This window comes from Kribbella sp. NPDC055110 (assembly GCF_053607525.1).
Genome location: NZ_JBSGTS010000026.1, coordinates 1 through 18,372, shown reverse-complemented (window position 1 = coordinate 18,372; position 18,372 = coordinate 1). Strand labels below are relative to the sequence as shown.

The 18,372-nt window shown below is 68.2% G+C and carries 21 protein-coding genes; 16 read left to right on the top strand and 5 right to left on the bottom strand.

Annotated elements, in window-relative coordinates:
- Nucleotides 1-48 precede the first annotated feature (48 nt).
- Genes ACWF0M_RS30625 through ACWF0M_RS30600 form a run of 6 tightly spaced genes read left to right on the top strand, consistent with a single transcriptional unit; the run spans nucleotide 49 to nucleotide 5,612 of the window.
- Complete coding sequence (locus ACWF0M_RS30625) at nucleotides 49-999, top strand: ABC transporter permease (RefSeq protein WP_452239198.1); 951 nt, start codon at nucleotides 49-51, stop codon at nucleotides 997-999.
- Nucleotides 996-1,979 (top strand): ABC transporter permease, encoded by a 984-nt coding sequence (locus ACWF0M_RS30620; protein ID WP_452239197.1) that lies wholly within the window; start codon nucleotides 996-998, stop codon nucleotides 1,977-1,979. The genes ACWF0M_RS30625 and ACWF0M_RS30620 overlap by 4 nt, the downstream gene beginning before the upstream one ends.
- Complete coding sequence (locus ACWF0M_RS30615; protein ID WP_452239196.1) at nucleotides 1,976-2,794, top strand: ABC transporter ATP-binding protein; 819 nt, start codon at nucleotides 1,976-1,978, stop codon at nucleotides 2,792-2,794. Before ACWF0M_RS30620 ends, ACWF0M_RS30615 begins: the two co-directional genes overlap by 4 nt.
- Entirely contained in the window at nucleotides 2,791-3,609 is an 819-nt protein-coding gene (locus tag ACWF0M_RS30610; RefSeq protein WP_452239195.1) for an ATP-binding cassette domain-containing protein, read from the top strand. Before ACWF0M_RS30615 ends, ACWF0M_RS30610 begins: the two co-directional genes overlap by 4 nt.
- Nucleotides 3,606-4,883 (top strand): alpha/beta fold hydrolase, encoded by a 1,278-nt coding sequence (locus tag ACWF0M_RS30605; protein ID WP_452239194.1) that lies wholly within the window; start codon nucleotides 3,606-3,608, stop codon nucleotides 4,881-4,883. The genes ACWF0M_RS30610 and ACWF0M_RS30605 overlap by 4 nt, the downstream gene beginning before the upstream one ends.
- A gap of 42 nt (nucleotides 4,884-4,925) precedes the next feature.
- Nucleotides 4,926-5,612, top strand: a complete 687-nt coding sequence (locus ACWF0M_RS30600) for a GntR family transcriptional regulator (RefSeq protein WP_452239193.1) — start codon at nucleotides 4,926-4,928, stop codon at nucleotides 5,610-5,612.
- Here ACWF0M_RS30600 and ACWF0M_RS30595 read toward each other — a convergent pair.
- Complete coding sequence (locus ACWF0M_RS30595) at nucleotides 5,600-5,740, bottom strand: hypothetical protein (protein WP_452239192.1); 141 nt, start codon at nucleotides 5,738-5,740, stop codon at nucleotides 5,600-5,602. The two genes, ACWF0M_RS30600 and ACWF0M_RS30595, sit on opposite strands and share 13 nt — an antisense overlap.
- 17 nt (nucleotides 5,741-5,757) lie before the next feature.
- On the opposite strand from ACWF0M_RS30595, the gene ACWF0M_RS30590 reads away from it, so the two are divergent.
- Together ACWF0M_RS30590 and ACWF0M_RS30585 are read left to right on the top strand one after the other, a co-directional pair.
- Nucleotides 5,758-5,988 (top strand): ester cyclase, encoded by a 231-nt coding sequence (locus ACWF0M_RS30590; protein WP_452239275.1) that lies wholly within the window; start codon nucleotides 5,758-5,760, stop codon nucleotides 5,986-5,988.
- Nucleotides 5,989-6,352: 364 nt separating this feature from the next.
- Nucleotides 6,353-6,877 carry a hypothetical protein gene (locus ACWF0M_RS30585; protein WP_452239191.1) on the top strand — a complete coding sequence of 175 codons (525 nt, stop codon included), beginning with the start codon at nucleotides 6,353-6,355 and terminating at the stop codon, nucleotides 6,875-6,877.
- On the opposite strand, the gene ACWF0M_RS30580 is transcribed toward ACWF0M_RS30585, so the two are convergent.
- Nucleotides 6,874-7,872 carry a carbohydrate kinase family protein gene (locus ACWF0M_RS30580; RefSeq protein ID WP_452239190.1) on the bottom strand — a complete coding sequence of 333 codons (999 nt, stop codon included), beginning with the start codon at nucleotides 7,870-7,872 and terminating at the stop codon, nucleotides 6,874-6,876. The genes ACWF0M_RS30585 and ACWF0M_RS30580 overlap by 4 nt on opposite strands.
- A gap of 96 nt (nucleotides 7,873-7,968) precedes the next feature.
- Between ACWF0M_RS30580 and ACWF0M_RS30575 the strand changes: the two genes are divergently transcribed.
- From ACWF0M_RS30575 to ACWF0M_RS30550, 6 genes are all read left to right on the top strand, one after another.
- Nucleotides 7,969-8,604 (top strand): O-methyltransferase, encoded by a 636-nt coding sequence (locus ACWF0M_RS30575; protein ID WP_452239189.1) that lies wholly within the window; start codon nucleotides 7,969-7,971, stop codon nucleotides 8,602-8,604.
- A 10-nt stretch (nucleotides 8,605-8,614) separates the two neighbouring features.
- Complete coding sequence (locus ACWF0M_RS30570; protein WP_452239188.1) at nucleotides 8,615-9,259, top strand: ABC transporter ATP-binding protein; 645 nt, start codon at nucleotides 8,615-8,617, stop codon at nucleotides 9,257-9,259.
- Nucleotides 9,256-10,836: a DUF6297 family protein gene (locus ACWF0M_RS30565; RefSeq protein WP_452239187.1), complete on the top strand. Its 1,581-nt coding sequence runs from the start codon at nucleotides 9,256-9,258 to the stop codon at nucleotides 10,834-10,836. Before ACWF0M_RS30570 ends, ACWF0M_RS30565 begins: the two co-directional genes overlap by 4 nt.
- Before the next feature lie 72 nt (nucleotides 10,837-10,908).
- The gene (locus ACWF0M_RS30560) at nucleotides 10,909-11,250 is read left to right on the top strand and encodes a PadR family transcriptional regulator (protein WP_452239186.1); all 342 of its coding nucleotides are present in this window, start codon (nucleotides 10,909-10,911) and stop codon (nucleotides 11,248-11,250) included.
- A gap of 8 nt (nucleotides 11,251-11,258) precedes the next feature.
- Nucleotides 11,259-11,606, top strand: a complete 348-nt coding sequence (locus tag ACWF0M_RS30555) for a hypothetical protein (RefSeq protein ID WP_452239185.1) — start codon at nucleotides 11,259-11,261, stop codon at nucleotides 11,604-11,606.
- A complete protein-coding gene (locus tag ACWF0M_RS30550; protein WP_452239184.1) occupies nucleotides 11,603-12,169 on the top strand; it encodes an HAAS signaling domain-containing protein in 567 nt (188 codons plus the stop codon). The genes ACWF0M_RS30555 and ACWF0M_RS30550 overlap by 4 nt, the downstream gene beginning before the upstream one ends.
- Here the strand turns inward: ACWF0M_RS30550 and ACWF0M_RS30545 are convergent.
- The 3 genes from ACWF0M_RS30545 to ACWF0M_RS30535 all read right to left on the bottom strand — a co-directional run bounded on the left by ACWF0M_RS30545 (nucleotide 12,157) and on the right by ACWF0M_RS30535 (nucleotide 14,592).
- Nucleotides 12,157-12,462: a pyrophosphatase gene (locus tag ACWF0M_RS30545; protein WP_452239183.1), complete on the bottom strand. Its 306-nt coding sequence runs from the start codon at nucleotides 12,460-12,462 to the stop codon at nucleotides 12,157-12,159. The genes ACWF0M_RS30550 and ACWF0M_RS30545 overlap by 13 nt on opposite strands.
- A gap of 61 nt (nucleotides 12,463-12,523) precedes the next feature.
- On the bottom strand, nucleotides 12,524-13,420 hold the full coding sequence (locus ACWF0M_RS30540) for a peptidoglycan recognition protein family protein (RefSeq protein WP_452239182.1): 897 nt from the start codon (nucleotides 13,418-13,420) through the stop codon (nucleotides 12,524-12,526).
- Between the two features lie 122 nt (nucleotides 13,421-13,542).
- Nucleotides 13,543-14,592 carry an LLM class flavin-dependent oxidoreductase gene (locus ACWF0M_RS30535; protein WP_452239181.1) on the bottom strand — a complete coding sequence of 350 codons (1,050 nt, stop codon included), beginning with the start codon at nucleotides 14,590-14,592 and terminating at the stop codon, nucleotides 13,543-13,545.
- A gap of 105 nt (nucleotides 14,593-14,697) precedes the next feature.
- Between ACWF0M_RS30535 and ACWF0M_RS30530 the strand changes: the two genes are divergently transcribed.
- Both ACWF0M_RS30530 and ACWF0M_RS30525 read left to right on the top strand, forming a co-directional pair.
- Nucleotides 14,698-16,092: a DUF2252 domain-containing protein gene (locus ACWF0M_RS30530; RefSeq protein WP_452239180.1), complete on the top strand. Its 1,395-nt coding sequence runs from the start codon at nucleotides 14,698-14,700 to the stop codon at nucleotides 16,090-16,092.
- A gap of 114 nt (nucleotides 16,093-16,206) precedes the next feature.
- Entirely contained in the window at nucleotides 16,207-18,078 is a 1,872-nt protein-coding gene (locus ACWF0M_RS30525; RefSeq protein ID WP_452239179.1) for a glycoside hydrolase family 76 protein, read from the top strand.
- Nucleotides 18,079-18,372 lie beyond the last annotated feature (294 nt).

Here is an 18,372-nt window from a genome sequence, read left to right as displayed (position 1 = left end):
AAAAAGCGGGTGGTTGGGGGAGAAGGAAAGAAGAAGAAGGTGGGGCGAGTGGTGACAACCAGCCCGGCGCTCGTCGAGGTCGAGGAGGTGGTGCCGTCGTCGGCGCCGCCTACCTCGGGCCGGCGGATTCTCACCAGGATCACGCGGGACAAGGGCGCGCTGGCCTGCCTGGTGTTCCTGGCGATCGTGGTTCTGATGGCGGTCGCCGCGCCGCTGATCACCAAGCTCAGCGGCTGGGGGCCTTACCAGTTCGACTCGGCCGCGATCAACTCCGACCTCGGCGGCGTACCGCACGGCTCGCTCGGCGGGATCAGCGGCTCGCACTGGTTCGGCGTCGAACCGCAGAACGGCCGTGATCTGTTCGCGCGGATCGTGTACGGCGCCCGCGTGTCGATCACGATCTCGCTCTCGGCGACCCTGCTGGCCGGGATCCTCGGTGTCGTGCTCGGTATGCTCGCCGGGTTCTACCGCGGCTGGGTCGACCAGGTGATCTCCCGGCTGATGGACTTCCTGATGGCGTTCCCGGCGCTGATCTTCATGATCGCGATCCTGTCGTCGCTGCCGTCCGGGAACCGGCCGGTGCTGCTGGTCGTGGTGATCAGCGCGTTCGGCTGGCCGTACCTGGCGCGAGTGATCCGCGGCCAGACCATGACGCTGGCGAACCGTGAGTTCGTCGAGGCGGCGCGGGCGTCCGGGGCCAAGGACTCCCAGGTGGTGTTCCGGGAGATCCTGCCGAACCTGCGCGGCTCGATCGTCGTGATGACGACGCTCGCGATCCCCGGCTACATCGGCACCGAGGCGGGCCTGTCCTTCCTCGGCGTCGGTGTCTCGCCGCCGACCGCGTCCTGGGGCCAGATGATCTCGAGCTCGGTGAGCTGGTACTCGGTGGACCCGATGTTCTTCGCGATCCCCGGCCTGTTCCTGTTCCTCACCGTCCTCTCGCTGACCGTCCTCGGCGACAAGATCCGCACCGTCATCGACCAAGGAGAAGCCGCATGATGCGCTATGTCCTCGGCCGGCTCGGGGGCGTCGTACTGATCCTGCTCGCCGTCTGTCTGTTCACGTATCTGATCTTCTTCAAGCTGTCGCCGGATCCCGCGGTGATGATCTGCGGCAAGACGTGTACGCCGGAACGCATCGACTCGATCCGTGACGTGCTCGGGCTCAACCAGCCGCTCCTCACGCAGTTCTGGGATTTCCTGAGTGGGATCTTCGCGGGCCGTGACTACGGCTCGGTGCACTGCTCGGCGCCGTGTCTCGGGTACAGCTTCCAGACCAACGAGTCGGTGTGGAGCATGATCACCGCACGGCTCCCGGTGAGCATCACGGTCGCGGTCGGTGCCGCAGTACTGTGGCTGCTCGTCGGCGTGATCGGTGGTCTGGTCAGCGCGGTCAAGCAGGGCACGTGGTGGGACCGGTCCGCCATGGGCCTCGCGCTCGGCGGTGTGAGCGTGCCGAACTACGTGCTCGCGCTGGTGCTGCAGTACGTGCTGGTCGTGAAGCTGCAGCTGCTGCCGTTCCCGTCGGCGGTGCCGTTCGCGGACAACCCGCTGCTGTGGTTCGAGTCGTACCTGATGCCGTGGGTCGTGCTCGCCGTCGGCTACGCCTGTCTGTACGCGCGGTTGACCCGGAGCAACGTCATCGACACGCTGGCGGAGAACTACTACCGGACCGCGCGGGCCAAGGGACTGAGCGGTGCGCTGATCATGCGCCGGCACGCGTTGCGGCCCGCGTTGACGCCGATCACCACGATCTTCGGGATGGACTTCGCCGGGCTGCTCGGCGGCGCGCTGATCACGGAAACCGTGTTCGGGCTGAACGGGATCGGCAAGATGGCCGCCGACTCGATCGCCAAGAACGACCAGCCGGTGATCATGGCGGTCACCCTGCTCGCCGCCTTCTTCGTTGTCATCGGCAACGTTGTGGTGGACCTGCTGTACACGGCCCTCGATCCGCGGGTGCGGGTGGTGTCGTCATGAGTGACGAACTGTTCGTCGTCGACAATTTGACTGTCACTTTGCCGACCAGCCGCGGGCCGGTCGACGTGGTGAAGAACGTGTCGTTCACGGTGGGCCGGGACGAGACGGTCGGGATCGTCGGCGAGTCCGGGTCGGGCAAGTCGATGACGGCCCTCGCCGTACTCGGGCTGCTTCCGCGCGGCGCCCGTACGTCGGGAAGCGTCCGACTGGACGGTACCGAGTTGCTAGGCCGCTCGGACCGCGACCTCAGATCCGTGCGTGGCAACGCGATCTCGATGGTGTTCCAGGACCCGCTGTCGTCGCTGAATCCCTACTACACCGTCGGATTGCAGATCTCCGAGATGTACCGGACGCACCGCGGCGGGTCGCGGAGCGCTGCTCGGAAGGTTGCGATCGAGGCGCTGGAGCGGGTGCACATCCCGGATGCGGCGCGCCGGGTCGACCACTACCCGCACCAGTTCTCCGGCGGCATGCGGCAACGGGTGATGATCGCGATGGCGCTGTGCTGCTCGCCGTCCTTGCTGATCGCGGACGAGCCGACGACCGCGCTCGACGTGACTGTTCAGGCGCAGATCCTGGAGCTGCTCGGTGAGCTGCAGGCGACGACCGGAACCGGGATGATGTTCATCACCCACGACCTCGCGGTGATCAGTTCGATCGCCCAGCGGGTGCTGGTGATGCAGTCGGGTGATCCGGTCGAGTACGGGACCGCGGAGCAGGTGTTCTCGGATCCCCGGCACGAGTACACGCGGATGCTGCTGGACGCCGTACCGCGGATCGATGACGAGGTTGCCCAAGGAAGAGACTCAGCATGACGTTGCTGGAAGTGAAGGGCGTGACGAAGGAGTTCGTCACCCGGGGCGAAGGGACGATGGCTCGCAGGTCGACGTTCACGGCCGTCGACGACGTGAGTTTCGAGGTCGAGCTCGGCGAGACGCTCGCGATCGTGGGGGAGTCGGGCAGTGGCAAGTCCACGACCGCGCGGATCGCGGCGCGGTTGCTCGAGCCGACGGCCGGTACGGTCGTGTTCGACGGGCAGGACGTGACTCGCGCGCGGGGCAAGGAGCTGGCGTCGTTCCGGAACGACGTGCAGGTGGTGTTCCAGGACCCGTTCTCGTCGCTCAACCCGCGGTACACGGTGGAGCGGATCATCACCGCGCCGCTGACGTACCAGGGGATCACACCTGCCAAAGGCCGGCGCGCGTTCACGCAGGAGCTGATGGAGCGGGTCGGTCTGAACCCGGACCACTGCCGGCGGTACCCGGCGCAGTTCTCCGGCGGGCAGGCGCAGCGGATCGGGATCGCCCGCGCGCTCGCGGTGAACCCGAAGCTGGTGATCTGCGACGAGGCGGTGTCGGCGCTCGACGTGTCGATCCAGGCGCAGGTGCTGGAGCTGTTGATGCGGCTGCAGCGGGAGAGCGGGTTCAGCTACGTGTTCATCGCGCACGATCTGGCCGTCGTACGGCAGATCTCGCAGCGCGTCGCCGTGATGAACCGGGGCAGAATCGTCGAGGTTGGGACAAGGGACCAGGTGTTCGGGGATCCTCAGGACGAGTACACGAAGACGCTGCTGGCCGCCGTACCGCGGATCAACCCGGAATGGGACGCCAGACGAAGGCAGGCTCGATGACCAGTTACACGATCCCAGGTATGCACGTCCGCGAGCACAGCGTGGAGGTGCCGCTGGACTGGGCGGATCCGGGCGAGTCGATCACCGTGTTCACGCGGGAGCTGATCGATCCGACGCGGAAGGACGAGGACCTGCCGTGCCTGCTGTTCCTGCAGGGCGGTCCCGGTGGGAAGGGGCCGCGGCCGACCGGGGTGTCGGGGTGGATCGAGCACGCGTTGAAGAAGTACCGGGTCGTGCTGATGGACCAGCGCGGGACGGGCCGGAGTACGCCGGTCAGTGGTCGGCGGATGGCGTCGATGACGGCCGAGGAAGGCGCCGATTACCTGGCCTGCTTCCGGGCGGACTCGATCGTCGCGGACGCGGAGCACCTGCGAAAAACCGTCTTCAAAGGCAATCGATGGTCGACCCTCGGCCAGAGCTACGGCGGTTTCCTCACGCTCACCTACTTGTCCAAGGCGCCTGACGCTTTGACCGCGTGCTACGTGACCGGTGGGCTCGCGTCGCTCGACCCGTCGGCGGCCGAGGTGTACCGGCGGACCTATCCGCGGGTGGCGGCCAAGAACCGCGAGTTCTACCGGCGGTACCCGCACAACGTGGAGCGGGTCGGCCGGATCGCGGACGGGCTGGCGGAGTCCGACGTACGGCTGCCGGACGGCGATCGGCTGACGGTACGGCGGTTGCAGTCACTCGGGATCGACTTCGGGATGAAACCCGGGTACGAGCGCATCCACTGGCTGATCGACGAGGCCTTCGACGGCGACGAACTGTCCGACGGCTTCCTGGGGCAGGTGCTGGCATCGTCGTCGTACCTCGACGGACCGCTGTTCGCGGCGCTGCAGGAGAGCATCTACGGATCCGGTGACGGCGCGACCGGATGGGCGGCCGAGGCGGAGCGGGCGCGGCACCCGGAGTTCGCCGAGGACGCGCGGCCGCTGCTGTTCACCGGCGAGATGATGTACCCCTGGATGTTCGAGGAGATCCGCGGGTTGCGGCCGTTCCAGGGCGCCGTCGAGGTGCTGGCACAGCGGCCGCGGTGGCCGGAGCTGTACGACCTCGAGCGGCTCGCCGCGAACGACGTACCGGTCGCCGCCGCGGTGTATTTCGACGACATGTACGTCGACTCCGGGCTGCAGCTGGACACCGCACACCGGGTCGGCAACGTGCAGGCGTGGGTGACCAACGAGTACGAGCACGACGGGCTGGGAACGCAGCGGGTCTTCGAGCGGCTGACCGAGCTGGTCGCGTCCGTCGGGGGTGGCATCCCGAATCACTGACGGCAAGTGCTTCACAATAGGCGGCGACCCAGGAGGTGAACCATGGCTGCCGATTCGATCGGGCCGCTGCCGAGCGTACGGCGGCTCGCGCAGCGCGAGAACCTGCGTGACAGCGTCGCCAACGCGCTGCGGGCGGCGGTGATCTCCGGCGAGCTGAAGCCAGGGGAGGTGTACTCGGCGCCGACGCTCGGCGCGCGGTTCGGGGTCTCCGCGACGCCGGTCCGCGAGGCGATGCTGGACCTGGTCCGCGAGGGCCTGGTGATCTCGCTGCGGAACAAGGGCTTCCGGGTCACCGACGTGTCCGACGATGACCTCGACAACCTGGCCGCGCTGCGGCAGCTGATCGAGCCGCCGACGATCCGGGACGTCGTACCCGTGATCCCGCCTGCCGATTACCCGCGGCTGCGGCGACTGGCGGAGGACATCGTGGTGGCCGCCCAGGCCGGCGACCTGATCGCGTACATCGAGGCCGACCGGGTCTTCCACGTCACGCTGCTCGCGTACTCCGGCAACCAGAAACTCGTCGACGTCGTCTCGGACCTACGCTCCCAGACACGCTTGCTCGGCCTCACCCCGCTGGTCGAAAGCGGCCGCCTGGTCCCGTCCGCCACCGAACACCACGACCTCCTGGACCTCATAGAAGCCGGCAACGCCGAAGGCGCCGAACAACTGATGCGGCAGCACATCGGCCACGTCCGAGGGCTGTGGGCCCGCTCTCAGAGCACCTGACGCTGAAGTGAGTCGGCGACGAATGTCTCGAACTCGGCCGGCGTCCAACCGGACTCGTCGACCAGCTCCTGGTAGACACCGGGCGCCGCAAGCGCACGGTAGACGGCCTGCGCCCGCTTGAGCGGCACCCGCAGCGCCCGCGGACATCGTCTACACGCTGGAGGATTCGGTCGTCGTCGGCGACCTGGTCTGGGCCCGCGGCCGCGCCCGGGGCACGGCGACCGGATCGTTCTTCGGGCCGCCGAGCAACGCCCCGATCGACATCGCGCTGTTCGAGCAGGCGCGCGTCGTGGACGGCCGGATCGTCGAACACTGGGGCTGCCCGGACCGCTTCGCGCTATTGGCCCAGACAGGAACCCTCGCACGGCTGTCCTGAGGGACAGCCACCCACACGTGCCGGCACCTCGGGCAGACGAAGGGTTATCCCTTCGCGTTGTGGGTTCTCTGTTGGTCTGGGAGGGGAGAACCCCCAACGCGAGGGGATATCCGGACGTGTGCCACTCAAGAACCGATCGCGGCTGTGCAGGATCAGGCGTGAGGCGCCGTCGCTCGGCGGTGGCGCCACGGGTTGGTGAGTGCCTGCAAACCACCCAGCTGTCTCGTCGGGTCCTGGCGCCGCCCCACCGGGGTGGGTTGGGGAGGATTTTGCGCCCGATTCGGCCCGAAATCCTCCCCAGATGGCTGTGACAGGTTGCGGACATCCAGAAGTCCAGCCGGTGGGGCGTTGGGACGCTGGCGGTATGGGTGACCTGCGGTGGGTCGGCGTGGTGGGTGCGGTGTTGGTGCTGGCGGGATGTGGGGGCGGCGGGTCAGGGACCTGGTCGGGCGCTGGGTCGACGCCAGCTAGCAGTACGTCGTCCAGCAGTACGTCGGACAGCAGTACGTCGGACAGCAGTACGTCGGACAGCGGTACGCCGACGCCCGTCGTCACGCCGACTCCGCCACCGGCCCCGAAGCCGACTCCGAAGCCGACGGTGAAGCCCAGGCCGGTGGTGCCGGAGGCGGACTGCACCGGGACGCTCAAGGACGGCAGGTTCGACTTCTCGGGCAACAACATCTTCATCTCCGACCAGGGCTTCACCTGCAACGGCGGGCAGATGGTCGGGTACGAGCGGCACAAGACCGCCGTCACGTTCTACGTCGGCAACAAGCACGTCACGCTCGGGCCGAAGAAGTCCGCGGCGATCGGCGGCTACCGGATCCGGGTCGGCATCGCGAACAGCAAACAGGCCGCGTTCACGATCGACCGGATCACGTCGACTTAAGCGCGGACGCCCAGCGCCTGCTTCGCAGTGGTGGCAGCTTCGGCGCCGTACGTGCTCGTGAGTCGGTCGAGGAAGGTCGGGTGGTCCAGGGTGTACTCCTGGGTGCCGACCGTCTCGAGCACCGTGGTCGCCAGTGTGCAGCCGAGGTGGGCGGCTGCTTCGTGGTCGAGGTCGGCGGCGCGGCCGGTGAGGTAGCCGGCGCGGAAGGCGTCGCCGCCGCCGGTCGGGTCGACCAGGTTCGGTGCGGGCACCGCCGGGACCTTCGCGAGGATCCCGCTGCCACCGGAAAGTCCACCAGCTTCGATCACGACGCCGTCGCCGCCGTGGGTCGTGATGCGTACGCCGACCCGCTGGAGGATCTCGTCGTGGCTCCAGCCGGTCTTCTGCACCATCAGCCCGGCCTCGTACTCGTTGCTGAACAGGTACGCCGCGCCGTCGACGAGCGTGCGGATGTCGGCGCCGTCCATGCGCGCCATCTGCTGCGACGGGTCGGCCGCGACCGCGATCCCGTGCTGCTTGGCCAGCCGGGTGTGCTTGAGCATCGCGTCCGGGTCGTCGGCGCCGATCAGCACCAGGTCGACACCGCCGGCGGCCTGATGGATCGCGCCCAGGTCGAGCTCGCGCGCCTCGGCCATCGCGCCGGTGTAGAACGAGGCGATCTGGTTCGCGTCGAGGTCCGTCGTACAGGTGAACCGCGCGGTGTGTACTCCTCCGCAGACGCGGACGTGCGAGATGTCGACGCCGGCCGCCGTCAGCGCCGCGCCGTACTCGGCGAAGTCGGCGCCCACCGAGCCGACGAGCAGCGACGGGAACCCGAGCTGGGCCATGCCGTAGCAGATGTTCGCGCCGACGCCGCCGCGGTGGACGACCAGCTCGTCGACCAGGAACGAGAGGGAGACCTTGTGCATCTGCTCCTCGAGGAACTGGTCCTTGAACCGGCCCGGGAACGTCATCAGGATGTCGGTCGCGATCGAGCCGGCGACGGCGATGCGCATACGGGGTGCTCCCTCGAGGTGGGGTGGGTGTCAGGCGAACGAACAACCCATAGAGACTACAGGCGACCGATCTAATACACGGAGGGGTGGATTTCCATGGGCCATCAGGTACCGGTGACCGAGGAACTGCACGATTACATGCTCGCTCACGGCATGCCGCTGGACGAGATCGCGACCGAGTTGCGCGCCGAGACCGAGAAGCTCGGCAACCCCGCGGGGATGCTGACCACCGCGGACCAGGCCGGTCTGCTGACCACGCTGACCCGCCTGATCGGCGCCCGCCGGGCCGTCGAGATCGGGACCTTCACCGGCTTCTCCGCGCTGGCGATCTCCCGCGGGCTGCCGGACGACGGCGAGCTGATCTGCCTGGACGTGAGCGACGAGTGGACCTCGATCGGCCGCAAGTACTGGGAGCGGGCCGGCGTCGCGGGCAAGATCGACCTGCGGATCGGTGACGCGCACGAGTCGGTGACGAAGCTCGACGGCGAGTTCGACCTGGCCTTCGTCGACGCCGACAAGGACTGGTACATCCGGTACTTCGAGGCGGTGCTGCCGCTGATCCGGCCGAACGGGCTGCTGCTGTTCGACAACACGCTGGCCGGCGGCCGGGTGGTGGACGCGGACGGTCCGGCGGACCGTAAGGAGTTCAACGCGCAGATCGCCAAGGACGAGCGCGTCGACGTGATCATGCTCGGCATCGGCGACGGGCTGACGCTGGTCCGGAAGAAGTGAGCGGCAAGCAATGAGCAAGAAGGCGGCGCCCCGGCTGGCCGTGACGGATCTGCAGCACAAGTACGGCGACCGTCCGGTGATCGAGGGCCTCACGTTCACGTTGCGGGCCGGCCAGGCGATCGCTCTGGTCGGGCCGAACGGCGCGGGCAAGACGACCGTGCTGAAGTGCATCGTCGGCGCGGCCGAACCGGCGGCCGGCAAGATCCTGCTCGACGGTCTGCCGATCGACGAGCGCGCCGAAGCGGTACGCCGGGACGTCGCCACCCTCCTCGACGACCTGGACTTCTTCCCGGACCTGACCGCGGCCGAGCATCTCGACCTGCTCGCCCGCGCGCACGGCAACTCGTCGCCGGAAGACCTGGTGGACACGACGCTGCACGACATCGGTCTCCTGTCGGCTGCCGACCAGTTGCCCGGCTCGCTGTCGTCCGGCCAGCGCCGCCGGCTCGCGCTGGCCACGGCGCTGGTTCGCCCGCGCAAGCTGATGGTCCTCGACGAGCCCGAGGCCCGCCTCGACACCGGCGGCGTCCAGTGGCTGTCCGACCGGCTCGTCCAGGAGAAGAAGTCGGGTACGGCGATCCTCTTCGCGAGCCACGACCCGGCTCTGGTCGAAACGGTCGCGGACTCCGTCGTCACCCTCACTCCGCTCCCATGAGCGCTGCTGACGAGCCGGTACGGTTCGATCCATCGGACTTCGGGGCGATCCCGTCGTCGCGTGCGTTGCGGCAGTGGATGCGTACGACGCGGCGGCAGCACGCGGACCGGTCGTTCTGGGAGATCTTCGAGGACGTGTACCTCGTCCTGTTCACCCTGGCGATGGTCGGCGCGACCGGCGGCAACGTCGTACGACACCTGAACTCGAACGCCTCCGGGTGTACGACGTCCACGTGCGGACAACTGACCGCCGCGATGCCGTGGATCGCCGTACCGTTGCTCCTGGCAACCGCAATCCGGGTGCTGCTCGCGGTCGGCCCGGTGTCGGCGTCGCGGGCAACTGGGTTCTGGTTGCTGGGTACGCCAGTGAACCGGTCGGCGTTGCTACGACCGGCCTTCCGCTTGGTGATCGCGGCGGTCGCCATTATCGGGGTGGTCGTCGGAGCGGTGACCTGGGCTCTCCTGGGGAGGTCTTTGTTCGACGTCTTCACGGCGGCGATGCTGATCGGGGGAGCGCTCGTGTGCGCTGCGGTCGCGTCGGTGTGGGCGCAACAGACCGCGCGTCGTTCCAAGTGGGCTTTGAGGGTTTCGGACGTGCTGCTGGTGGCCGCCGTGATCCCGGCGGTGCTCCTGGCCTTCGTCCCACGCGAGGACAGTTTCACCAACGAAATCATCCCGTCGACGTTCACCGGTCGAGAGCCCTCTCCGACGCTGCACCTCGGCGCGGTTCAGGAGGCAGACGCGCTGACATCCAGTCAGGGGTACCTGCTGTTTTTCTGCGCCGCGGCGGTAGTCGCGTGCGCTTTGCTGACCTTCCTCGCCTCGCGGACGCTTGATCGGCTGGGGCGGATCAGTGTGATTGCTGGGGGTGAGCTGCTGGCGGGGCTTGCGGGGGCGGCGAGCAGCCTTGATGTCAGCATGCTCGGAGACGTGATCGCCGGGCGGCACTGGCGGTTGAAGGGGCGGGTGCGCTCGCGCCGTGGTCGGGGTGCGGACGGGGCCGCGATCGTGCATCGCGAGTTCCATCGGATCCTGCGTTGGCCGCGGCGGATCGCGGTCGCGTTCGCGCTGCTCGTCGTCCCGTACGCGGTCCACGGCGCCGGCTTCCACGTCCTGGTACCGATCGCGGCCGCGATCGCCGGCTTCATCGCCGTACGGCCGATGCTCGACGGACTCCGCAGCGCCTGCCGCTCGACCGGCCTGGTGCGTGCGCTCGGCTGGGACCTCCGCGACCTGCGGGTGATGATGGCTGTCGTCCCCGGCCTGTTCACGATCGTCTGGGCGGCCTGCGCCTATCCCGCGATCGGCAGCGCGAGCTCCAGCTTCGCCGTGGCCGCCGCGATCATTTCCGGTACCGTCCGGCAGGCGTCCGCCCGGCCGCCGTCGTACGCCGGACCGCTTGTCACGTCCCCGATGGGCGCGATCCCGCCCGGCCTGTTCTCGCAGCCGGCCCGCGGGTTCGACCTCCTGGTCGTGTGCCTGGCCCCGGTCCTGTTCAACCTCAGTGGCCTCTGGGTCGTCGTCATCCCGAGCGTCGTGCTGATGCTGATGTTCTCGGTCCGCCCCAAAACCGCCTGACCGACTGGCTGAACTGGCTGACGGCTCAGCGGTTGTTGCGGGTTCTCGGTGCCAACAGGTACCTTGTGTCGCATGGTAGCGGAGAAGGTCTTCACCCAGCTGCGCCGCGGGACGCTGGAGTTCTGCGTGCTCGCGCTGTTGCAGGGACAGCCCCGTTACGGTTTCGAGTTGGTGAAGGCGCTGGGCGACGTCGACGGTCTGGTGACCACCGAGGGGACGATTTACCCACTGCTGGCCCGGCTACGACGGGAAGGCCTGGTGGAGACGAGCTGGCGCGAGTCCGAGTCCGGCCCACCGCGGCGGTACTACACATCGACGGCCGAGGGCAGCCAGGCGCTGGCTGCGTTCACCGCGGACTGGCAACGGTTCTGCGCCTCGGTCGACGCGATTCTTGAGAGTGGAAGACGGGGATGAACGTGGAAATGAACGATGGTCAACTGTCCGCGACCGCCGGACCGGCGCAGCCGGTCGCCGAGCCGCGCCTGCGCCCGTGGGACTGGGGCGCGCTGGCGCTGCTGGTGTTCGGGCCGTTCCTGCTGATGGTCGGCTGGCTGATCGGAGTCTGGTTCCTGTGGGCCTCGAACCGCTGGACCATCGTCTGGAAGATCATCGGCACGATCGCCTGGCCGGTCGGGTGGGCCGCGGCGGCCGGCGCCGAGTTCTTCGGGCCGCCGCTCTGGCTCAGCATGCTGATCGCGGGCGTCGTCGAGCTCGCCGCGTACGTCGCCCTCTTCAAGGAGGCGCGCGTCCCCAAGGAGACCGGCGCATGAACGTGCAGCAGGATGGCGATCGCCTCGTCGACGCCTACCTGAAGTACCTGACCAAGGCGGCGGAGCCGTTGCCCGAGTCCCGGCGTACCGACCTGTTGGCCGACGTCACGTCGCACATCGCGGAGGCCCGCGCGGCGGGCGCGACCTCGGAGGACGACGTACGGCGGATGCTGCAGCGGCTGGGCGATCCGGACGATCTGGTCGCGGCGTCCACGGACGGGCTGGTGCTGGTCGATCGGTACCGGCCGACGTTCCGCGGGCGGGAGGTCCTGGCGCTGACCCTGCTCGCGCTCGGTGGGTTCCTCGTGCTGGTCGGCTGGGTCGTCGGCGCCGTACTGCTGTGGACGTCGGACCGGTGGACCCGGGGCGAGAAGTGGCTGGGGACCCTCGTTTGGCCGTTCGGTTTCGTGTTCGTCTACTTCATCGTGACGTTGCAGACCGGCTTCACCTTGCCGGTCTGGCTCGGGATCCCGATCGCGATCCTGGTCGGCCTCGCGCCGCTGGTCGTGCTGGGCCTGCTGATCAAGAACGCCCGGCCGGGGCGCAGCACTCAGGCCTCGTAGACCAGCCATTTGGCTTTGATCTCCTGCGGGAGGTCGACGTCGTGCTGGTGTGCGAACAGGAGGAGTTGGCAGAGTACGTCGGCGAACTCCTGGTGGAACGTGGTGCGGATGTCGTCCGGCGTCGCGCCCTTGGATCGCGCGCGGCCGGTGTGCTGGAGGTAGGCCTGCGTGAGTTCGCCGACTTCCTCCTGGAGTTTCAGGAGGAACCAGTCGGGGTCGCGGTCGAAGCCCAGTCGCTCGCCGTACCCGACCGAGATCTTCTCCAACCGTGCTGTCAGCTCTACGAGATCCACCGGCACAGCCAACCAGGTCCCACCGACAAAGTGCGCGGCAGGACCTGGCCGGAGGGGCGATCTACTGAGCGGCCTCCGCGGCGGGTGCTTCGTCGGACGAAGGATCAGCTGCGGCGGCGGGGGCCTCGGGGAACGGCTCGAGGTCCGGGAGGCTGAGGTCCGGATCGGTGTTCGGGTCCGGGGCGGCCGGCTGCGCCGCGGCGGCACCGTCGACCTGCAGGCTCTTCGGGGCGGTCGCCCAGACCGCGGCGGCGGCGCGGGCGGCGTCGGCGGCGTCGGTCTGACGCTCGTAGTTCTTGATGTCGAGCGCGTACGCCTTCACTACCGCCGACAGGTCCTTGCGCAACTGCCGGTGGGTCCAGAGCGCGTAAGCCTGCGTCCGGGCCTCGATGAAGTTCTTCAGTTCCTGCATCTGGGCCGGGGTCATGTCGTCGTCCTCCGAGTGGCCGGGGGTGAATTCGCCGCGGGCGATCGCGGCGCGGGCGGGGTCTCCGGGGCAGTCGGTCGGCTCCGGGCGTACTGCGGAGTGCGGCCGGATCGCCGTACCGCGCGGGTAGATGCTGCGGAAGTCGGCGATCACCGCGCGGGTGGTCGCCTTCATCGCGGCCGACGGCTGCTCCCCGGTGACCAGGACCAGCAGAATCGCGCCGTACCGTTCGTTCACGTCGGTGTCGCCGTTGGCGCCGGACTGGGTCCGCAGGCCGCGCAGCGTCCAGGCCCGTCCGGCCTGGTCGACCGCGATCTGGTACGCGATGTCCGACCAGCCGCGGGTGTCCATGTGGTAGTCCTGCCAGCCACGCAACGCGGACGCGACGGCCGCCTTGGTGTGGATGACACTCGTCGATCCGGTTCCTGGCCAGTGGATGACCGCGCCTTCGACCCGCGACACGGTCAGGTTGCCCGGTCCGCCGTTCGGCGGGCGCGCGTTCCACGCGGACCTGGGCAGGTATACGACCATCAGTGCTCCTCACATGCCTCACAGCGCCACATACCCACCGTTGGCGCTCGGTAATCAACCGATCACACTCGGCATGCGTCCGTCAAGCGATGATCACATCCAATCAGGCCGAGGGTTCGACGTCAGGACAGCAACGGGAGGAGCTGGTCGCCGACGCGGACGATCTCCTCGCGGTACGGCGTGTCGGAGAGGATGAAGTGGGTGATGCCGAGATCGCGGTACTTGTTCAGGGACTTGGCGACGTCGTCGGGGGAGCCGACCAGCCAGGTGGTGCCGGCGCCGCCACCGCCGTACTTGCCGGGAGCGGTGTAGAGGTTGTCGTCGAGGATCTCGCCGCGTTCGGCCAGGTCGAGAAGGCGTTGCTGCCCGACCGCCTTGAACCAGCGCTTGTCCCGCGAGCCCTGCGTTTCGGCCATCTTCGCGACCTTCGCCTCGGCGTCGGCCCAGGCCTCATCGGTGGTGTCGCGGACGAGCGTGGTGATGCGCAGCCCGAATTCCAGCGGCGGATGCTCGCGACCGAGCTCGTTCTCCAGTTCGCGCAGTCGAGCGATCCGCGCGGCGACCCCGTCCAGCGGCTCACCCCAGAACAGTTGTACGTCGGCATCCGTCGCGGCGACCCGTTGCGCCGCATCCGATGCGCCGCCGAAGTACAGCCTGGGATGCGGCCGACCTTCCCGTACGACGGGACGTGTCGCGACCGTGGAGCCGGTGACGGAGAAGTACTCGCCGGCGTACGTCACGTCCTCCTCGGTCCACAAGCGCCGTACCAGTTGGAGAAACTCCTTGGTACGGGCGTAGCGCTGCGGCTGATCGCCCTCGCTGTCGCCGTAGGCCGCGAGGTTGTCCTGGCCGGAGACGATGTTGACCAGGAGCCGCCCGTCGGTGAGCTGGTCGAGCGTGCTCGCCGCGGACGCGAAGTGGGCGGGATGCCAGTACCCGGGCCGAATGGCGGCCAGCGGCTGGAACGTCGTGGTGCGCGCGGCCAGCGCGGTCGCGACCGTGAACGTGTCGGGCCGGCCCCACCCGGTGCCGAGCAGCGCGCCGGACCACCCGTGGTCCTCGGTGAGCCGGGCCAGCTCTGTCAGGCGCTCGATGCTGTTGTGTCCCTGGACGGTGTCGTCCCCGCGGTGACCGGGGTCGACCTGGTTCGGGATGTACCAGAGAAAGGTCATGGGAAGCAGATTAAGTCCACTCCTTTAATGCACTTTGGGGTGTCTCGCAGGCTGGTCGTCGTGCCGGTGCTGGCAAATCGGCGATCGGTGGGCGACGCTGACGGGATGGGCGAGCAGTTGACGGTCGAGGAACGGGCGGCGCGCGGGAAGGCCGAGCGTCAGAAGGTGCCGCGCGAGTCGCATGCCGAAGTCGGGTCGAGCGACACCCGGGATCCGGTCGCGCTGCTGCTGGCCCAGGCCGAGGGGCGAGTGCCGGAGCTGGTGCCGATTCGGCACGGGCGGATGCTGGTTTCGCCGTTCACCTTCTACCGCGGTGCCGCGCTGATCATGGCCGCCGACCTGGCGGAGGCGCCGGCGACCGGGCTCGCGGTGCAGTTGTCCGGCGATGCGCACCTGTCGAATTTCGGCGCCTACGCATCGCCCGAGCGACGGCTGGTGTTCGACATCAACGACTTCGACGAGACGCTGCCCGGGCCGTTCGAGTGGGACGTGAAGCGACTCGCGACCAGCTTCGTGGTGGCGGGGCGGGACAACGGATTCAGTTCGAAGCAGTGCCGGGAGGTCGCGTCGACCGCCGTACGGAGTTATCGCGAGGCGATGCGCGAGTTCGCGGGGCAGACGATTCTTTCGGTCTGGTACGCGCGGATGGATATCGAGGATTTCGTCACGCGGTACAGGGCGACGCTGTCGTCGGGGAAGCGGAAGCGGAAGGTTTTCGAGGCGGCCGAGGGGAAGCTCGCGAAGGCGTACACCCGCAACAGCCTGCAGGCGATCGGGAAGCTCACGACTGCCGCCGGCGACGGGCGCCGGATCGTGTCGGACCCGCCGCTCGTCGTACCTGTGAGGGAGCTCGTCGACGGGGCAGGGGTGCTCGGGCAGTTGCAGGACCTGGTCGCCCGGTATCGCGAGACGTTGCAGCCGGATCGACGGCACCTGCTCGACCACTTCCGGCTCACCGACGTCGCACACAAGGTGGTCGGTGTCGGCAGCGTCGGGACGCGCGCGTGGATCATCCTCATGGAGTCGACGGTGGCCGACGAAGCGCTGCTCCTGCAGGCGAAACAGGCGGGTCCGTCGGTGTTGTCGTCGTACGTCGATCCGTCGGAGTACCCGAACGAAGGGGAGCGTGTCGTCACCGGGCAACGCCTGATGCAGGCCGCGAGCGACATCTTCCTCGGCTGGATGCGCGCCGACACCGCCGACGGTGAACAGGACTACTACGTCCGCCAGTTGCGCGACTGGAAGCTCTCCGCCGATATCGAGAACCTGAACCCCGAGGCCATGACGCTCTACGGCCGCCTCTGCGGCTGGACCCTCGCCCGGGCCCACGCCCGCTCCGGCGACCGCTTCGCCCTGGCCGCCTACCTCGGCAAGTCCGACCGCTTCGACAACGCCGTGACAACGTTCGCCACCACGTACGCCGACCGGAACAGCCACGACCACACCACCTTCGCCGAAGCGGTGAACGCCGGCCGGGTAGCAGCCACCACCGGAGTCTGAACAAAGCCGGTAGCAGGGCATTGACATCGTTGTCGGGCGCGACGACGATACATTCTCGAAACGTTTCCAGACCTCGGTGAGCCGAGCCGCCACGAAGCATCTCGAGGAGATCGCGTGAATCGTCGTGTCCAGATTCTGAAGGTCCTGACAGCCGGGGCGATCCTGCTCGCCGCGGCCCTCGTGCCACAACCCGCCGGCGCCACCGATGGGTCCGGCGGTGCGACGGCAACCGCGCGGGCGCGCGTCGCAGCCGACGTACTGATGGGCTCGTACGAGCCGAACAAGGCCTGGTTCCCGTCCAGCTGGTGGAACTCAGCGGTCGCGTTGCAGACCATCGGCGACTACATGCAGCGCACCGGCGACCGGCGCTATCTCGGGCAGCTGGACAACACGTTCGAGAAGGACAAGCGCGTGTTCCCGGCCGGGTACCTGTCCGGCGACCCGCTGCTCGGCAACTTCACCAGCCGCGCTATCGACGACTCCGAGTGGTGGGGCCTGACCTGGATCCAGGCGTACGACTTGACCAAGAACCGCAAGTACCTGGACATGGCGGTCACGATCGCGGAGTACGTCGAGGGCTACTGGGACCCGAGCTCGTGCGGCGGGGGAGTGTGGTGGAACGGCGAACGCACCTACAAGAACGCCGTCACCAACGGGCTCTGGATCCGCCTGACCGCCGAACTGCACAACCGCCTGCCGCACGACAAGCGCTGGCTCGGCCGTGCGCAGGAAGGCTGGAACTGGTTCACCGGCAGCGGCATGATCAACTCCGCCGGCCTCGTCAACGACGGCCTGAAGAGCAACTGCGAGAGCAACGGCGACACGGTCTGGAGCTACAACCAGGGCCTCGCGATCGGCGCCGGCCTCGAGCTGTGGCGCGCGACCCGCGACCCGAAACTGCTGACCACGGTACGGCGGCTGGCGGACGCCGCGATCGCCCCGGGCGGACTCGTCACCGACGGCGTACTGACGGAGGCCTGCGATGCGCCGGGCCGCACGTGTGACGACAACGGCAAGCAGTTCAAGGGCATCTTCCTGCGCTACTGGACCGATCTCGCCGACACCACGCACGACCGTCGCTACACCGACTTCGTCGCGCAGCAGGCCGCCACGATCTGGGACAACAACCACGACGCGGCCGACCGGCTCGGAGAGCGGTGGTCCGGCGCGACGCCGAACGTCTTCGACTGGCGAACCCAGGCCAGCGCGTTGAGCGCCCTGATCGCCGCCGTACCGCTGACGCCGCCGGTGCGATCGTTGTCCGCGACAACCGATCCGGCCCTGCCCGTGGTGATGCCCGCGACCGGTTCTGCGACTCATTTGAAGGTGAAGGTCGACGTACAGGCCACTGGTCCGGTCGGTGATCTCATCACGGCGAATGTCCAAGCGGCCGCCCCGTCAGGCTGGACGGTCACCCCTGCGAAGGCGACCGTGACGTTGAGAACACGCGGCAACGCCGTACCGGTGCAGGCGTCCGTCGACCTCGACGTGACGATTCCCGCGGGTACGCCGGACGGCCTGCATTCGGTGACCGCGTCCGCGACGTCCGGATCGCAGCTGTCGTTCACGACCCGGTCCGACATCCTCATCGCGCACACAGCCGACTTCGACACCGGTACGGCGGCCGAAACCCCGTGGCTGTACGACGCGGACGGGTCGCAGAGCAACGGCGTACAGAACCGGTTCGCCGACGGGCGCTCGTACTTCGTCTACCGCTTCCCGTTCCCGTCCGACACCACGTCGGCGTCCGCGACGCTGACGATCGACAACGAGTTCGTCGTACAGGTCAGTGGCGACGGGCAGAACTGGACGACGGTCGCGACCGAGACGAACCCGTACCACGACGGCGAGAACAAGGCGGCCCGGACGTTCGACCTGACGCCCTACCTCGGCGCCGACAAGGCCGGCTACGTCCGCGTGTCCGACTCGTTCCCCGACGACGGCTGGGGCGGCCGCGTCTACCACGTCAGCGCCATCTACAGCTGAGCGTTCTCTAGCGTCCTGAGTCGGAAGTTCGCGCCATAAGTTCGGCGGGGTTCGACGCACGCCCAGGAATTCACGGCACTCGGGCCTCCCCAAACCGGTGTGGGGAGCCGTACCCACCCGAATCAGCCTGCAACACTCCCCAAACCACCGGAAGCGGCCGCAGGCTCCATCTTTGAGAAGCCACCGACCATCATCGAGCCGCGAGAATGGTCGGTGGGTTCTCAAAGATGCGATCCGCGGGTCGATCCGCTCCGAATGGGGAGTGTTACAGGCTGGTTCGGGTGGGTCTTGCTC

Excerpts from the sequence above, each read along its gene's own strand:
- ACWF0M_RS30585 (WP_452239191.1), top strand. The coding sequence starts at position 6,353 with ATGGGTGACCTGCGGTGGGTCGGCGTGGTGGGTGCGGTGTTGGTGCTG.
- ACWF0M_RS30570 (WP_452239188.1), top strand. The coding sequence starts at position 8,615 with ATGAGCAAGAAGGCGGCGCCCCGGCTGGCCGTGACGGATCTGCAGCAC.
- ACWF0M_RS30565 (WP_452239187.1), top strand. The coding sequence starts at position 9,256 with ATGAGCGCTGCTGACGAGCCGGTACGGTTCGATCCATCGGACTTCGGG.
- ACWF0M_RS30555 (WP_452239185.1), top strand. The coding sequence starts at position 11,259 with ATGAACGATGGTCAACTGTCCGCGACCGCCGGACCGGCGCAGCCGGTC.
- ACWF0M_RS30530 (WP_452239180.1), top strand. The coding sequence starts at position 14,698 with ATGGGCGAGCAGTTGACGGTCGAGGAACGGGCGGCGCGCGGGAAGGCC.
- ACWF0M_RS30605 (WP_452239194.1), top strand. The coding sequence starts at position 3,606 with ATGACCAGTTACACGATCCCAGGTATGCACGTCCGCGAGCACAGCGTG.
- ACWF0M_RS30615 (WP_452239196.1), top strand. The coding sequence starts at position 1,976 with ATGAGTGACGAACTGTTCGTCGTCGACAATTTGACTGTCACTTTGCCG.
- ACWF0M_RS30580 (WP_452239190.1), bottom strand. The coding sequence starts at position 7,872 with ATGCGCATCGCCGTCGCCGGCTCGATCGCGACCGACATCCTGATGACG.
- ACWF0M_RS30600 (WP_452239193.1), top strand. The coding sequence starts at position 4,926 with ATGGCTGCCGATTCGATCGGGCCGCTGCCGAGCGTACGGCGGCTCGCG.
- ACWF0M_RS30550 (WP_452239184.1), top strand. The coding sequence starts at position 11,603 with ATGAACGTGCAGCAGGATGGCGATCGCCTCGTCGACGCCTACCTGAAG.
- ACWF0M_RS30560 (WP_452239186.1), top strand. The coding sequence starts at position 10,909 with ATGGTAGCGGAGAAGGTCTTCACCCAGCTGCGCCGCGGGACGCTGGAG.
- ACWF0M_RS30575 (WP_452239189.1), top strand. The coding sequence starts at position 7,969 with ATGGGCCATCAGGTACCGGTGACCGAGGAACTGCACGATTACATGCTC.
- ACWF0M_RS30610 (WP_452239195.1), top strand. The coding sequence starts at position 2,791 with ATGACGTTGCTGGAAGTGAAGGGCGTGACGAAGGAGTTCGTCACCCGG.
- ACWF0M_RS30540 (WP_452239182.1), bottom strand. The coding sequence starts at position 13,420 with ATGGTCGTATACCTGCCCAGGTCCGCGTGGAACGCGCGCCCGCCGAAC.
- ACWF0M_RS30535 (WP_452239181.1), bottom strand. The coding sequence starts at position 14,592 with ATGACCTTTCTCTGGTACATCCCGAACCAGGTCGACCCCGGTCACCGC.
- ACWF0M_RS30620 (WP_452239197.1), top strand. The coding sequence starts at position 996 with ATGATGCGCTATGTCCTCGGCCGGCTCGGGGGCGTCGTACTGATCCTG.